This is a genomic window from Streptococcus dentasini (assembly GCF_053206945.1).
This window is the reverse complement of record NZ_JBRUHS010000005.1, coordinates 116968-131737: the sequence shown is the minus strand read 5'-3', so window position 1 is coordinate 131737 and position 14770 is coordinate 116968. Positions and strand designations below refer to the sequence as shown.

General features: G+C 39.6%; 11 protein-coding genes and 1 pseudogene. 11 read left to right on the top strand and 1 reads right to left on the bottom strand.

Annotation, left to right across the window (positions count from 1 at the left end):
- Positions 1 to 668: 668 nt before the first annotated feature.
- Both gtfA and gtfB read left to right on the top strand, forming a co-directional pair.
- On the top strand, positions 669 to 2180 hold the full coding sequence (gene gtfA / locus ACVR1G_RS05675) for an accessory Sec system glycosyltransferase GtfA (RefSeq protein ID WP_447452224.1): 1512 nt from the start codon (positions 669 to 671) through the stop codon (positions 2178 to 2180).
- A pseudogene (gene gtfB / locus ACVR1G_RS05670) lies at positions 2173 to 3492 on the top strand (accessory Sec system glycosylation chaperone GtfB); the annotation flags it as partial. The gene gtfA and the pseudogene gtfB, both read left to right, overlap by 8 nt.
- A gap of 380 nt (positions 3493 to 3872) precedes the next feature.
- Here the strand turns inward: gtfB and ACVR1G_RS05665 are convergent.
- Complete coding sequence (locus ACVR1G_RS05665; RefSeq protein ID WP_447452223.1) at positions 3873 to 4439, bottom strand: TetR/AcrR family transcriptional regulator; 567 nt, start codon at positions 4437 to 4439, stop codon at positions 3873 to 3875.
- Between the two features lie 324 nt (positions 4440 to 4763).
- Between ACVR1G_RS05665 and ACVR1G_RS05660 the strand changes: the two genes are divergently transcribed.
- The 9 genes from ACVR1G_RS05660 (at position 4764) to ndk (ending at position 14676) form a co-directional block, all read left to right on the top strand.
- Positions 4764 to 5465: an ABC transporter ATP-binding protein gene (locus ACVR1G_RS05660; RefSeq protein WP_447452222.1), complete on the top strand. Its 702-nt coding sequence runs from the start codon at positions 4764 to 4766 to the stop codon at positions 5463 to 5465.
- 13 nt (positions 5466 to 5478) lie between these two features.
- Positions 5479 to 8097: an ABC transporter permease gene (locus tag ACVR1G_RS05655; RefSeq protein ID WP_447452221.1), complete on the top strand. Its 2619-nt coding sequence runs from the start codon at positions 5479 to 5481 to the stop codon at positions 8095 to 8097.
- Between the two features lie 68 nt (positions 8098 to 8165).
- Positions 8166 to 9242 (top strand): hypothetical protein, encoded by a 1077-nt coding sequence (locus ACVR1G_RS05650; RefSeq protein ID WP_447452220.1) that lies wholly within the window; start codon positions 8166 to 8168, stop codon positions 9240 to 9242.
- A gap of 16 nt (positions 9243 to 9258) precedes the next feature.
- Entirely contained in the window at positions 9259 to 10461 is a 1203-nt protein-coding gene (locus ACVR1G_RS05645) for an aminotransferase class I/II-fold pyridoxal phosphate-dependent enzyme (RefSeq protein ID WP_447452219.1), read from the top strand.
- Positions 10462 to 10648: 187 nt separating this feature from the next.
- Complete coding sequence (gene hemW / locus ACVR1G_RS05640) at positions 10649 to 11788, top strand: radical SAM family heme chaperone HemW (RefSeq protein ID WP_447452218.1); 1140 nt, start codon at positions 10649 to 10651, stop codon at positions 11786 to 11788.
- Positions 11789 to 11797: 9 nt separating this feature from the next.
- Positions 11798 to 12529, top strand: a complete 732-nt coding sequence (locus tag ACVR1G_RS05635) for an acyl-ACP thioesterase domain-containing protein (protein WP_447452217.1) — start codon at positions 11798 to 11800, stop codon at positions 12527 to 12529.
- Positions 12530 to 12545: 16 nt separating this feature from the next.
- Positions 12546 to 13319 (top strand): TIGR01457 family HAD-type hydrolase, encoded by a 774-nt coding sequence (locus ACVR1G_RS05630; RefSeq protein ID WP_447452216.1) that lies wholly within the window; start codon positions 12546 to 12548, stop codon positions 13317 to 13319.
- Entirely contained in the window at positions 13309 to 13962 is a 654-nt protein-coding gene (locus ACVR1G_RS05625; protein WP_447452215.1) for a TIGR01906 family membrane protein, read from the top strand. The genes ACVR1G_RS05630 and ACVR1G_RS05625 overlap by 11 nt, the downstream gene beginning before the upstream one ends.
- Positions 13963 to 14259: 297 nt before the next feature.
- Positions 14260 to 14676: a nucleoside-diphosphate kinase gene (ndk, locus tag ACVR1G_RS05620; protein WP_447452214.1), complete on the top strand. Its 417-nt coding sequence runs from the start codon at positions 14260 to 14262 to the stop codon at positions 14674 to 14676.
- The last annotated feature ends 94 nt before the right edge of the window (positions 14677 to 14770 follow it).

Genomic DNA, 14770 nt, shown 5'->3' with positions numbered 1-14770 from the left:
GAGCTAGGTTAAGAGCCTAGTTCTTTATTTCATATTTGTACCCTTTGAAGCCAAGATAACGGAAGTGGTGAAAAAAACCAAAATTGAAAATTTAGGGGTATATTCTCACCCTCGCGCAGCTCAAACGGTCCCCAGACCTTTTGAACTAGTCGTATTTTAGTGGTACAAGCCACTGCCTGTCTTATCTCTATCCTTGAAGTATCCACTGGATAGTTTAAGCTGTCTACAGCCAGTTGTAGCGTGCGTTCAAACAGTCGCTTATGCTGCAAGAACAAGCTAGTAAGGATTTTAGCCTCATGGGTTTAACCAAGTCCTTGTAAGGTTTGGTGCAGAAAATTCCAAGCTTCAGCGTTTTTTCTTAAGACCTTACCGTGTCGGACTTCGATTTTCTTTGGCTATTGAGTATTTTAATCAAGCTGCATTAAAAGTCAGAAATGATGAAGGGCTGGAAATTGCTTCCATTTTCCCTTCTTTTTAAGAGAGCTGGATCTAAGAAAATAAGTCAGATCCGCTATTCTTGATGAGCACAAAGACCAGAATTGTGTTATTATGGAAGGTGCAGGAAATTAGCCGAGACTGATGGTCAATTTTACCAGTTGGCAATTTGTCTTTTAGAGCTGATCTCTTTCTGGACAAAAACAAGAAGATCTATTTAGAAAGACAGAGTTATGACAGTTTATAATATCAATCTTGGGATCGGTTGGGCTTCCAGCGGGGTTGAGTACGCCCAAGCTTACCGTTCAAAAGTCTTTAAGAATCTTGATATTGATGCCAAGTTCATCTTCACAGATTTCTTCAGTCAGGATAATATCATCGACATGGCTCGCAATGTCGGTTTTAGTGATGATCAAATTATCTGGATGTATACTTACTTTACTGATCAGACGCCTGCTCCAACGACCTTTACGGAGGCGGATTTAAAGGCGCAGTTTACCCGTGATATTACTAAAACGGACCGTGAAGACAAGCTGGTGCGGTTTTACTTCGGTGATCGCGACTTTGCGACGGCCTATTATTGTCGCCACAGCAAGGAGTATATCCATCGTATTGAATTTGTCTCCAATGGAAATTTGGTGCGCAAGGATTTCTATAATAATGGCAAAAATATTTCCTTTACTGAGTACTATGCGCCTAAGGATAATGCAGCTAAGCTCTATAAGCGCAGTTTTTACAATCTCGATGGCAGTATTGCTTACGACGAAATAACCGATGGGGACCAGCCCTTTTATCGTTTTCCTAACCATTTTTCTTACTCTAAGGAAGAGCTGGTTGAGCACTTTATGCAAGAGTTGGAATTAACAGCAGATGATCTGGTCATTCTGGATCGTTCGACTGGTATTGGTCAGGCCGTATTCCGCCACGTTAAACCCGCCAAATTGGCGGTGGTTGTGCATGCTGAACATTTTAGTGAAAATGGGACCAATGCTAACAGTATTCTCTGGAATAATTATTATGATTTCCAATTTACTAATGCTGACAGTGTTGATGCGTTTATTGTGGCTACAGATAGGCAAAAGACGCTATTGGCAGATCAATTTTTGAAATATAAAAATCTGCAGCCCAAGATTGTCACAATTCCGGTCGGCAGTTTGGATAAGATTAGACATCCCAAGAGTCCGCGGATTCCTTTTTCTGTCATGACGGCGTCCCGTCTGGCTACAGAAAAGCATGTGGATTGGCTGATAGAAGCCGTAGTGGATGCTCATGAACTTGTTCCAGATATTAACTTTGATATTTACGGCTCTGGCAGTGAAGAGGCTAAACTCCGCCAGCTGATTGAGGAGAAGGGGGCCAAGAATTATATCCAACTGCGAGGACATCAGGATCTGACAGATACTTATATGCAGCATGAGGTTTATCTTTCAGCTTCTAAGAGTGAAGGATTTGGTTTGACCCTACTGGAAGCGATTGGTTCTGGGCTGCCCCTGATTGGTTTTGATGTTCGCTACGGCAATCAAAACTTTATTAAAGATGGTGATAATGGCTATTTGCTGCCTATTTCTGAGCTGGACAGCGATCAGGAAATCGTCGAGCATTTAAGTGCTAAGATTGTTCAAATTTTCACCCTAGCCAATCTCGATGACATGCATCGGGTTTCCTATGATATGGCTCAGGACTATCTGACAGATAAGGTTGAAGACAAGTGGAGTCAACTGATTAAGGAGATGACCAATGATTAACTTATTTGAAAATTATAATCAAGATAGTTGGGACTTACACTATTCGCTGATTCTGTCCGGTTATCAAAATACAACTATCGCTATTAATGATAACGGCTTCCTGCCGGATGATGTCACGTCCCCTTTCCTTTTTTTCACTGGTTTTGTTAATGCCCAAGGTAAACCCTTACATTTCAATGAAATTCCTGTACCCACATTTTGGGAGATCAAAGGGACGAACAACAGCGGTGAGATTTTTGATCTTAACAAGAAGCGGGCTAATATCAACTTTTCCAAGCCCAGCCATAATCGTTTTGTGCAGTCGGTTGACTGGCTGGATGAGGCAGGGCATGTACGCAGTACTGACCACTACAATAAATATGGTTACCGCTTCGCACAAACGATTTACAACCGTGACAGTCAAGCTGTTCAAAAATCCTATTACAATAAAGAAGGGAAAGAGGTCCTAGTTGAAAATTATGTTACTGGTGATTTGATTCTGGAACATGAAAGCAAGATTTATATCTTCAAATCCAAGGCTGATTTTGTAACCTATTATATCCAAGCATCGGGCTATAATTTGGAGCGGATCCTCTTTAATTCTTTGGGAATGCCTTTCTTAGTTAAGTATCAATTGAACCAAGCCGGTGAAGACGTACTCTTTTGGCAGGAGCCAGTTGGTGATACGCTTCCTCATAATATGGAGCTCCTGTTGGATGAGACCGCTGTGCGTAAGACCAAGATTGTGGTTCAGAATCGTGAGACCTATGAGCAGATTTTGCGCTTGGTAAGTCCTGATCAAAGGCATTTTTTCACTTATGTCGGTTTGCTCTATCCCTTCCAGCGTGATAATCAGGCTCGTAAGGAAGCCTTGATTCTCACCAATTCTGACCAGTTGGATTATATCGAAACATTCGTTGAAGACTTCCCTGATATGACTCTGCATATTGCGGCTATTACGGAGATGTCCAGTAAACTCCTAAGTTTGGGACGTCACAGCAATGTTCATCTCTATCCTAACGTCACCAATCTGACAGTTCGTCAGCTTTTTGGCCGCTGTGATATTTATCTGGATATCAATCAGGGGAATGAAATTCTGTCGGCTATTCGGACAGCTTTTGAGAGCCGTCAGCTCATTTTAGGTTTCAAGGAGCGGATGCATAATCCGCGCTATTCAGCACCGGAACTTTTCTTTAGCCTTGACGATTATGCGGGATTGCGCGACAGACTCCGCAATGTTCTCGGCAATCAGGCTGCTACGACGCTGGATCTGCAAGCGCAGTATAAAGCTGCTAACCTAGCTATACCAGAAGATTACAAGCGTGAGTTGGGATAGAAAATGGATCATGACAAAAGACCTAGAGATGCTAGGTCTTTTAGTATGCCATCAGTAATGACAGTGTTTTATGATTTATACTCTTTGAAAATTTCATGATTTCTCCATGCACTGCCGATAGCCAGCAGATATATGCTGGTGTCACACTCTAGTAATCTAAAACGGTCTGAAAAGAGGTGACTCTACTCCATTCATTATAAGATGCCATCTTAAGATGTGGCTGGCAAAATTGAATATCTTCAGCAGACGAGTTAGTAAAGGAATTAGCAAAAAAACCATAGGATTTGGCGTACAAAACCAACATTAGCGGATTTTTTGAGCTCCTACCTAATCTTTTTGGCACAAGTTCATCGGCTTAGATTTAATAGGTTAAGAACTTAACGCCCGTCAATCAGAAATTTTGGAGTAGATTCCATCATCATTTGAAATTTTTTAGCAAATATTTCAGGTGGTTCTGGAAAATCTTCAGAGATCCACTCGGCGATAATGGCAAAGACATAGGCCCTCATAATCTTTATCATACTTTTTTGGGGGAAGGGGCCGTGGTTGATGACTGTAGTAGCCATATGATCTAGTATAGGAGCATACTCCTTGTCCAGAAATTGTTCCCATCTTGCTTTCATCATACTGCTATAAAGAAATCGTCCCCACATCCGATTTTTGTAAATTGTAGGAATTATGACTTCAGAGACAATATCATAAAAGGATAAGTATTTTTGACTTCCCATGACTTTCTCTAGCTGTGCAAAAGCTTCTTGAGTAATAGAAGTATGGATATCTTCAAAAATCTCATCAACATTGTGATAATGCTTTTTATAAATCGCTTGCCTTGTCATACCGGCTTCCTCAGCAATCTCTGTTAAAGTGAGTTTTTCTTTATTGGGATGTTGTGAAACGATCCTAAAGACAGCGTTAATAATATTTTCATGACTACCTAAAACCATATCTGCCTCCTTGTAGTGTGATTATATAAAAAAAGTTGTCAGCTTGTAAAATAAAAATAGAGTAAATGGAAGTTTAAATTGTTTTTAGGCAATTTAGCAGTCTATTTTTGTTAACAGACCGACAACTTTTTGGTCTTGTTTTACCATCCTTATTTCTGCTAAGATAAACGGTGTTAAAGGGAATAAAGCTGTGAGAATGGACTAGGCACTTGAAATTTCAGCTATCCTTTAAAAGTTCAGGATTTAGAAACATCCTGCCTACAGTCGGACGGGTCGCTTTTCTAAAATCTTAATCACTTTTTATCCTATTAGATGGAGGAAACGATGTCTTATATTAAAATGAAGCATTCATTTAAGCGTTATCAAACTGGAGAAACAGAAATTATTGCCAATAATGATGTTAGTTTTGAAGTTGAGCAAGGAGAACTAGCTGTTATCTTAGGCGCTTCAGGGGCAGGAAAATCAACAGTTCTGAACATTTTAGGAGGGATGGATACTAACGACGAAGGGCAGGTGATTATTGATGGAATTGATATTACCAACTACAATCAGAAAGAATTGACGGATTATCGCAGAACAGATGTTGGCTTTGTCTTTCAGTTTTATAATTTAGTTCCCAATTTGACGGCTAAAGAAAATGTTGAATTGGCTTCAGAAATCGTGACTGGAGCTAGGGATTCCAAAGAAATGTTAATAGATGTTGGCCTAGGAGATCGGCTTAATAATTTTCCCGCACAGTTATCAGGCGGCGAACAACAGCGCGTATCGATTGCACGCGCTGTTGCCAAAAACCCAAAAATTTTACTGTGTGACGAGCCAACTGGTGCGCTTGATTATAAGACAGGGAAGCAGGTCTTAAAAATTTTGCAGGATATGTCCCGTAATAAAGGGGCAACCGTTATTATTGTAACTCATAATTCAGCCTTAGCAGCTATTGCGGATCGTGTCATTTATATGCATGATGCCAAGGTCAGTTCAATCGAACAAAATGAGTCTCCTCAAGATATTGATGTACTAGAATACTAAGGAGAGTTTATTGATGGTAAAGAAACATGTATTTTGGAAGAATATAGGTAAATCCTTTAGCACGTCAAAGGGACGCTTCTTATCTATTATGTTATTGCTGATGCTTGGTTCACTAGTCCTTACTGGTTTAAAAGCGACACCTCGGGATATGGAGAAAACAGCTAATCACTATTTAAGTAGTCAGAAGACTATGGATTTATCTGTTATTGCAAGTGCAGGGTTAAGTAGTGCTGATCGCAAGGAATTAGAAAGTATAAAAGGTGTTAGTGTTGAGTACGGCCAAATGAGTGATGCCACTATCAAGAATACCGAATATGCTGTTCGTATTTTTTCAAATAATAGGCGAATTTCCTCTTATAAATTGGTGTCGGGCAGACTTCCCAGACAAGAAAATGAGATTGCCCTATCATCTATTTCAAAAAAAGATTATAAAATAGGTGATAAGATAAGGTTTGCGAAAGACAGAGACGCGCTCCTTAAAAATAATACTTACAAAATTGTTGGTTTTGTAAATTCTTCTGAGATTTGGTCTAAAAAATTTTTGGGTTCTTCAACATCAGGAGATGGTAATCTCCATACTTATGGAGTAGTAGCTCCCAGTGCTTTTAGCAACCGTACTTCTACCATAGCTCGTCTACGTTATCAAAATTTAAGACATCTAAGTCCGTTCTCTGATGACTACAATCGTCAGTTAGTTAAAAATCAAGAGCAGCTGGATAAAATTTTAGCTGATAATGGCCAGCATCGTTTTGAATCAATAAAATCTAAGTTAAAGACTACCATTACTACAGGTCGTAAACAAATTAATGATGCTAAGGCTAAATTGAGGCAAACAGGTGGTAGTACATCGTCTGTTCCGATAGAGACACAAATCGCTTCTCAAGAGGCTCAGCAAAAAATCACCAGAAAAGAATCGGAACTTGCAAAAATCCAGACAGAGCTGAACAACTTAGAAGTTCCTACCTATAAGAGCTATACGCGTTCAACCCTGTCTGGAGGAGAAGGTTATACGACCTATCGTTCATCCAGCAAGACTCTCAACAATATCGGAAATCTATTTCCTCTTGTCTTATATCTAGTAGCCGCCTTAGTAACATTTACGACAATGACTCGATTTGTCAATGAAGAAAGAATTAACTCAGGTGTCTTGAAAGCGCTAGGTTATTCAAATCGTGATATTATCAAAAAATTTGTTAGTTATGGTTTGGTTGCCAGCTTGTTAGGAAGTAGCTTAGGGATTCTTGGGGGACATTATCTGCTTCCTGGTATTGTTGCACGCAACTCAATAACAACGACGATTATTGGCAGGCTTGACGAGAGATTTTATTGGACTTATGCGCTATTAACAATTGCATTAGCTTTCTTAAGTGCTGTATTTCCAGCTTTTTTAGTAGCTAAGAGAGAACTTGGAGAAAAGCCAGCACAGCTTTTGCTTCCTAAACCGCCGGTAAAAGGCTCTAAAATTTTTTTGGAACGACTCAGTTTTATTTGGAAACGATTGAGTTTTACCCAAAAAGTAACAGCTAGAAATATTTTTAGGTACAAGCAGCGTATGCTGATGACAATTTTTGGCGTTGCGGGATCTGTTGCCCTTCTTTTTGCAGGTCTTGGTATCCAGTCCTCCTTAAGTAAAATTGTAGATCATCAGTTCAAACAGATAACATCTTATGATTTACAGGTGATAAGCGGCCGTGAACTGGATAAGAATAAGGATTTATACCATTTTATAAAGTCTGATGCAGTTTCTAGCTACCAAGAAATTTATTCTCGCAATATTGACGAGAAGATTGCAGGACAGAGTGAGAAAAAATCTATTACCATTCTGGCATCTGATCGTGATGATTTTGGTGATTTTATTCATTTAAAGTCTGTTCAATCAGGCAAGTCTGTTTCTCTTTCTAACCAAGGAGCAGTCATATCAGAAAAATTAGCACAGTATTATCATGTCGGTAGAGGAGGAACATTCGTCATTAAAGATAATGGCAAGAAGTACCACATAAAAGTGTCTGCTGTTGTTGATATGAATGTCAATCATTATATCTTTATGTCAGATAACTATTACCATAAGGTATTTGGTGAAAAAGCTATTAATAATACAGTCTTGCTCCACTTAAAAGACTCCTCATCAAAAAATGTTTCAAAACAGGCTACAAAAGCATTAGCGATAAATGGTGTGTCGGCTGTCTCTCAAAATATCTCGCTGATCGATCAAGTTAATACAGCTGTTAAAAGTTTGAGAGCTTCAGTGACGACCCTAGCAGTTATCTCTGCTTTGTTAGCCATTGTTATCCTTTATAATTTGACCAGTATTAATGTTGCTGAGCGTATACGTGAGTTGTCAACGATTAAGGTTCTAGGATTTCACAATAGGGAAGTGACCCTTTATATTTATAGAGAGACGATTGTTCTATCAATCATCGGGATTGGACTAGGTCTTGTGGGCGGCTATTTCTTACACAAGGGTATTATCGCTATCATGAGTCAAGATAATAGATATCCCACAGCTGTAGATTATGATGTTTACCTCCTGCCCATTATAACGATTAGCATCATTTTAGTATGCCTAGGCTGGGTTGTTAATCGCCGATTGAGAGATGTTGATATGTTGGAAGCGTTGAAGTCAGTGGATTAATGTAAAAGTAATAAATATGTGTAACAATATCTTGTTATAATCTAATTTGAGTGAAAGGATGGAATTATATGGAATACAAGGTTATTTCTGGAGTTAATGAAGCGAATATTGAGCTATTTATGAAACTTGAGAAAAAAGTTTATCTAGATGACGATAATCGTATTTTTGATACAAGAGAAGAATTAAATAGTTTCATTAAAAGATATGATAAACTGGATATTAATATTTTTATTATTATAAACGATGATAATGAACCTATCAGTAGAAGTTGTATTGTGATTGACCCTTTATCTAAAAAAGATACAAAAATAGCGATGTTTAGCCATTTTGAAACAATGGATGATGAAGAAGCAGTTAAGTTGTTAATCAAATCTTTATGTACTTGGGCTGAACAACAAGGAGCTATGAAAATTATGGGTCCTATGAGTGATAATGTCGCTTCAACTAGAGGATTGTTATTGGAGGGTACAGGAAAACCGGTATTTTTCATGCCATATAATCCTTTATATTATAATAAGCTTCTTAAGCAAGCCGGATTTAAAATTGCAAAAAAGATGCTTGAATTTATTATAGAAGTAAAGCCTCCATATACGAAAATACGCAAAGCAGCAGAATTTGTGAAGAAAAAGAATCCAGAGATTAAACTACGCCCGCTTAATTTGGATAATTTAGCAAGTGATATAAAAAATATTGCTTCGCTATACAATCGTGCATGGACACAAAACTGGGGATTTCGAGAGATGATTTGGGAAGACTTTTATAATGCAGCTTATCCTTTTAAAGATTTACTAAGGTACTCATCGGTAGTTACCTTAAATGAAAAGTTTATTGGATTTCAAGTCATTGTTCCAGATATTAATGCTTGTTATTCTAATGGGAGATACGATCTTACAAAACTCCCTAATATTGATGTTTATCGTGGTATGTTCTTTGGTGTTGATCCCGATTTCAGAATGAAAGGAATAGATGCACTAATGTATGATAAAGTCTTTAATCAAGATAGTGAAAAAGCTGGCATACGAAAACTTCATTTAGGTTGGGTTCAAGAAGACAACTATAAAATGGCTAGGCAATTGAGGAACATAGGTGGAGAGAGTACTGAATATAAATATTACGCACTATATGAGAAGAGTATTCATGAGTAAATAACAAATATTTAAAATGAAAGGAAAAATTATGAATGAGAGATACTTAAATATTTTAGATGAAGTTCATGATTGGAAATCAAAAGGGTATTATCCGTTTTTTCCAAAAATAAAAGAATATGATCATACAGTAGTCTTTGATAATGGGATGAAATCTATAGCATTTGGAAGTTGTGATTATTTTGGTCTGGCTACTAACCAAGTATTAAAGAATGCAGCAAAGCAAGCCATAGATGATTACGGAACAAATACATATGGCTCCCAAGTTATCTGTGGTTATACCGATTTACATAGAACATTAGAAACAAAAATACTGTCTTATTTGGGATATGCTGATAATGACAGAGAAAGTATACTCTTTCCGTCAGGGCTGCACGCTAATGTTGGGTGTATTTCCACATTACTAGATGAGAAGGATATAGTATTTAGTGATAAATATGCTCATACTTCAATTTATCTTGGTATACAATTAAGCGGTGCTAAAAATGTAGTTTTTAAGCATAATAATATGAAACACTTGGAAAAGAAAATTTCTGAGAAGGACTGCCAAGGTAAGAAATATATTATGGTAGATGGTTTATACAGTGCAGACGGTGATGAAGCACCAATGGATGAAATCGTAAAAATTGCAAAAAAATATCAAGCAAGCATTCTTGTTGACGAAGCACATTCCTTTGGGATCATGGGAGAAAATGGTCGAGGTGTATCTGAAATTTATGATGCTATGGAAGATATTGATTGTTACATTGGAACTATGAGTAAGGGTGTTGGAAGTGTTGGTGGATTTGCTGTATTAAGAAAGACTGATGCAGAAAAAGTTCGACATTTTGCCCCTACTTATACATCATCTAGAGCAAATCCTCCTGCTACGATTGCTGCCTCTATTGCGGGTATTGATTATATCAAGGAATATGGAGATCAACTAAGAGAAAGACTTAAAAAAAATGTATTATTCTTGGTAGAGGAACTAAATAAGATAGGGGTAAATATTCAAGTATCTTCTCATGTTGTTCCAATTATTATTGGAGATAACGATACAACTATGCAAGTAGCGGATTATTTGTTAAAAGGAGGAATTCATACAGGAGTATTTGTATCCCCAGCTGTACCTAGAGGAGCTTCAAGATTACGGATTGGAGTAACGGTATTCCAAACATTAGATGACTGTCGACTTTTGATAGAATTGCTAAAACAAGCTAAAAAACTTTATAATTTTTAACTGTTTATTTATGTTTATATATAGAACAATAAGTATAGAATTTCGTAGAATACTTAGAGGCAACTCTTATAGGATGTGTACCCTTAGAGTTGCTTTTTTATTATAAGACCTTTAGTTTACCTCGCACCTATTCATATTTTGTTCCCTTTTTCTTAAACTCCGTCTGTGAAAATGCTATAATAATCCCATGTCTAACAAACCAACGTCTGCTTATGTGCACATTCCTTTTTGCACACAAATTTGCTATTACTGCGACTTTTCCAAGGTTTTTATTAAGAACCAGCCAGTGGATGATTATCTGGAAAGACTGATCCAGGAATTTCGTCATTATGATATCCATGAATTGCGTACCCTCTATATCGGCGGCGGGACACCAACAGCGATCACGGCTGACCAGCTGGTCTATCTCTTGACCAATCTTCAGCAAGAGCTCGATTTGGATAGGTTGGAGGAGTTTACTATCGAGGCCAATCCAGGGGATTTGACGCCAGATAAGATAGCCGTCCTTAAAGAATCAGCAGTCAATCGGGTTTCCCTCGGTGTACAGACCTTTGATGATAAGGAGCTCAAGCGCATTGGCCGCAGTCACAATGAAGCCCAGATTTATACGACTATTCGTGACCTTAAGGCAGCGGGTTTTGACAATATCTCGATTGATCTGATCTATGCCCTGCCAGGTCAGACCATGGAGCAGGTCAAGGCAAACGTGAAGAAGGCCTTGTCATTGGATATTCCCCATATGAGTCTTTATAGTCTGATTTTGGAAAACCATACGGTCTTTATGAACCAGATGCGTCGAGGCCGTCTCAATCTGCCGACCGAAGATTTAGAGACGGATATGTTCCACTACATTATCAATGAATTGGAGAAGAATGGCTTTGAGCATTATGAGATTTCTAACTTTTCCAAACCTGGCTATGAGAGTCGTCACAATCTCGTCTACTGGGATAATGTGGAATACTATGGTGTTGGCGCGGGTGCATCGGGCTATTTAAATGGTGTTCGCTACCGCAATCGCGGTCCTATCCAGCACTATCTCAAAGCTATTGCAGCAGAAGGTCATTCACGTTTGCATGAGGAAACTCTAAGCAAGGCTGAGATGATGGAAGAGGAGTTCTTTCTGGGATTGCGTAAGAAATCTGGTCTATCTATCTCTCATTTTGAAGAGAAGTTCCAAGAAAATTTTCAGGAGCGCTACGGCCAGATCGTGGATGGCTTGATTAGAGACGGTCTCTTGCAGGTGACGGGAGATCGCTTGCGCATGACCAAACGAGGCCTCTTTTTAGGGGATACCGTTGCAGAAGCCTTTATACTAGATAATGAATGAGTGAATCTTATGGGAAAAAAATTCAAGGTAAATTATCAAATTCCGTTTTATGAAAGTGATATTAACCATCAGGTTAAGCTGCCCCATTTGCTGTCTTATGCCCTGCAGGTGTCTGGCTTGCAATCCGAAAGCTTGGGCAATACAGATGACTGGCTGCTGGAGCGGTTTAATCTAGTTTGGGTCATTACGGACTACCAGTTAGATATTGAGCGTTTGCCCCGCTACGCTGAGACCATTACTGTGGAGACAGAGGCCGTCGCTTATAATAAGCTCTTTTGCTATCGTAATTTTTACATCTATGGTGAGGATGGACATAAAATTATAGAGATCGCATCAACCTTTGTTCTCATGGACTATGACAGCCGTAAGGTCGTATCCGTCAAAGAAGAGATTGTTGCTCCTTATGAGTCAGAAAAAATCAAAAAGATGATACGCGGTCCTAAATATCAGAGCCTGAAAGATGCCACAGAAACCCTTTTTCATGTGCGCTATTTGGACCTCGACATGAATGGTCATGTCAATAACAGCAAGTATCTGGAGTGGATGTACGAAGCGCTTGATGTAGACTTTCTTAAGAAACATGTTCCTAAAACGGTTGATCTTAAATATGTCAAAGAAATTCACTACGGTAGTGATATTTTGTCGGCTGTTCAGCAGGACGGTCTGACCACTAGACACGAAATCCGCACTGCCGACGGCTTGCATGCCCAAGCTGTGATCGAGTGGCGGAAGAAAGACTAGAATGGAAAGGTAAGAGATGACCTACAAAGGCTATTTGATTGATTTAGATGGAACGGTTTACCGCGGTAAGGATCGTATTCCGGCAGGGGAGCGCTTTATCCACCGTTTACAGGAGAAAAATATTCCCTATATGCTGGTGACTAACAACACCATGCGCACCCCTGAGATGGTGCAGGATATGCTGGCTGACCAGTTTCATGTGGAGACCCCGCTGGAGACCATTTATACAGCTACCTTAGCAACAGTGGATTATATGAATGATATGGCGCGTGGCAAAACGGTCTACGTTATCGGTGAGGTCGGCCTCAAGTCAGCCCTTGCAGAGGCTGGTTATACCGAGGATAAGGATAATCCGGCTTATGTCGTGGTTGGCTTGGATCGTGATCTGACCTATGAAATGCTGGTGACAGCAACTTTAGCGATTCAAAAAGGGGCGCTCTTCATCGGGACCAACCCCGATCTCAATATTCCAACAGAGCGCGGCCAATTGCCGGGAGCGGGCTCTATTCAGGCGCTGTTGGAGGCGGCAACACGCATCAAACCAGTTATTATTGGCAAGCCAGAAGCTATCATTATCAACAAGGCCTTGGAGCGTCTGGGTGTCGCTCGAAACCAAGCGGTCATGGTGGGGGATAACTATATGACGGATATTATGGCTGGAATTAAGAATGATGTTGCGACCCTTCTGGTAACGACAGGTTTTACAAAGCCTGAGGAAGTTCCCACACTGCCGATCCAGCCCAGTCATGTTTTAGCCAGTTTAGATGAGTGGGATTTTGATGAAAGATAAGTTATACGCAGGTTTATCTGCTATCTGGTTCTTGAGTGCTGCTGTACTTGCGACTATCTACCTGGCATGGGCTGTTTACCCCTTGGAAAATCACTGGTTAAGGCTGGCGCCAACAGTTGATTTGTCTACTCAAGCCCTGTTAAAAAATTTCAATCAGCTTATGGCTTATCTGACCCTGCCTTGGATCGGTCAGCTCAAAATGGCAGACTTTCCTTCTTCTGAGGATGGTTTAGCTCATTTCCGCGACGTTAAACACCTCTTTCATCTTGCTCAAGCAGTCTTTATTCTAGGGTTCTGGCCTGCCTTGCATTTTTTGCGACGACACTGGCAGTCTCAATCTCTTTGGCTGTTTGGCCGTCTTTGGTTGGCTCTGATTGCCCTGCTTCCTATTATCGGGATTTTGGGCTATTTAATAGGCTTTGAAGCTTTTTTCACCCTTTTTCACCAGCTGCTTTTTCCGGGGGCTAACAACTGGCTCTTCAACCCTTATACGGATCCCGTTATTTGGGTGCTGCCAGAGGAGTACTTTCTGCATTGCTTTATCATCTTTTTTGTGATTTATGAAGCTCTGATGATAAGCCTTTGGTTATTAGCGAGGACAAGTTATCAACACTATATTTCAAAGGAAAAAGTGTTCAAGTAAAGCGATTTAATTAAATAAAGCCATGTGGGATAAGACTATATTGGCTGCTGCTTTTATGACAGTTTATTTTTAAGTAGAAATAGGAGATTGAAGTATGGCATTGGTACTGAATGAAGAATTATTCCAAACCTTACTTAATTACTGGCTCAAGACGAGCCGGCAAAATTCCCATATGGCAATGCTCCGATAGATGTTACTCAGAATGTCTGGGAAAAGTATGAGCAATGATGTAAATATCGTGGAATTTTCTGAAATTGCTTGTTATAATATAAATAGAATTTGAAACAGGAGATTGGTATGGAAGAAACTTTTTTTATTTTAAAACCGGATGCGGTCAAGCGAGGCTTGGTAGGTGAGGTTTTGCATCGTATTGAACGCCGTGGTTTTCAGTTGACACGCTTGGAGCAGTGTCAGATTGAGCGTACCACTTTAGAAAAACATTATTCAGACTTGGTAGATAAGCCTTTCTTTCCTTCGATTGCTGATTTTATGATGAGTGGCCCTGTTATTATTGGAACACTTGCAGGTGTTGGAGCTGTGCAGGCTTGGCGCGATATGCTGGGGGCGACAGATCCAGCCAAGGCACAGGCAGGTACCATCCGTGGTGACTTTGCCTTAGGGGCAGAGCCGGGGCAATCGCTAAAAAATATCGCTCATGGATCGGATTCTCTGGAGTCCGCTCGACGTGAGATTAGTATTTGGTTTGGGGAATAAGTTATTTTCATAGGAAATCTGGAGCAATCAGCTTTAGGTTTTTTTATTTAAGTGCTGCTTAGTCTATTGGCAAAAAGTTACGGATACTCTTTGA

Excerpts from the sequence above, each read along its gene's own strand:
- ndk (WP_447452214.1), top strand. The coding sequence starts at position 14,260 with ATGGAAGAAACTTTTTTTATTTTAAAACCGGATGCGGTCAAGCGAGGC.
- ACVR1G_RS05660 (WP_447452222.1), top strand. The coding sequence starts at position 4,764 with ATGTCTTATATTAAAATGAAGCATTCATTTAAGCGTTATCAAACTGGA.
- hemW (WP_447452218.1), top strand. The coding sequence starts at position 10,649 with ATGTCTAACAAACCAACGTCTGCTTATGTGCACATTCCTTTTTGCACA.
- gtfA (WP_447452224.1), top strand. The coding sequence starts at position 669 with ATGACAGTTTATAATATCAATCTTGGGATCGGTTGGGCTTCCAGCGGG.
- ACVR1G_RS05645 (WP_447452219.1), top strand. The coding sequence starts at position 9,259 with ATGAAAGGAAAAATTATGAATGAGAGATACTTAAATATTTTAGATGAA.
- ACVR1G_RS05635 (WP_447452217.1), top strand. The coding sequence starts at position 11,798 with ATGGGAAAAAAATTCAAGGTAAATTATCAAATTCCGTTTTATGAAAGT.
- ACVR1G_RS05655 (WP_447452221.1), top strand. The coding sequence starts at position 5,479 with ATGGTAAAGAAACATGTATTTTGGAAGAATATAGGTAAATCCTTTAGC.
- ACVR1G_RS05665 (WP_447452223.1), bottom strand. The coding sequence starts at position 4,439 with ATGGTTTTAGGTAGTCATGAAAATATTATTAACGCTGTCTTTAGGATC.
- ACVR1G_RS05625 (WP_447452215.1), top strand. The coding sequence starts at position 13,309 with ATGAAAGATAAGTTATACGCAGGTTTATCTGCTATCTGGTTCTTGAGT.
- ACVR1G_RS05630 (WP_447452216.1), top strand. The coding sequence starts at position 12,546 with ATGACCTACAAAGGCTATTTGATTGATTTAGATGGAACGGTTTACCGC.
- ACVR1G_RS05650 (WP_447452220.1), top strand. The coding sequence starts at position 8,166 with ATGGAATACAAGGTTATTTCTGGAGTTAATGAAGCGAATATTGAGCTA.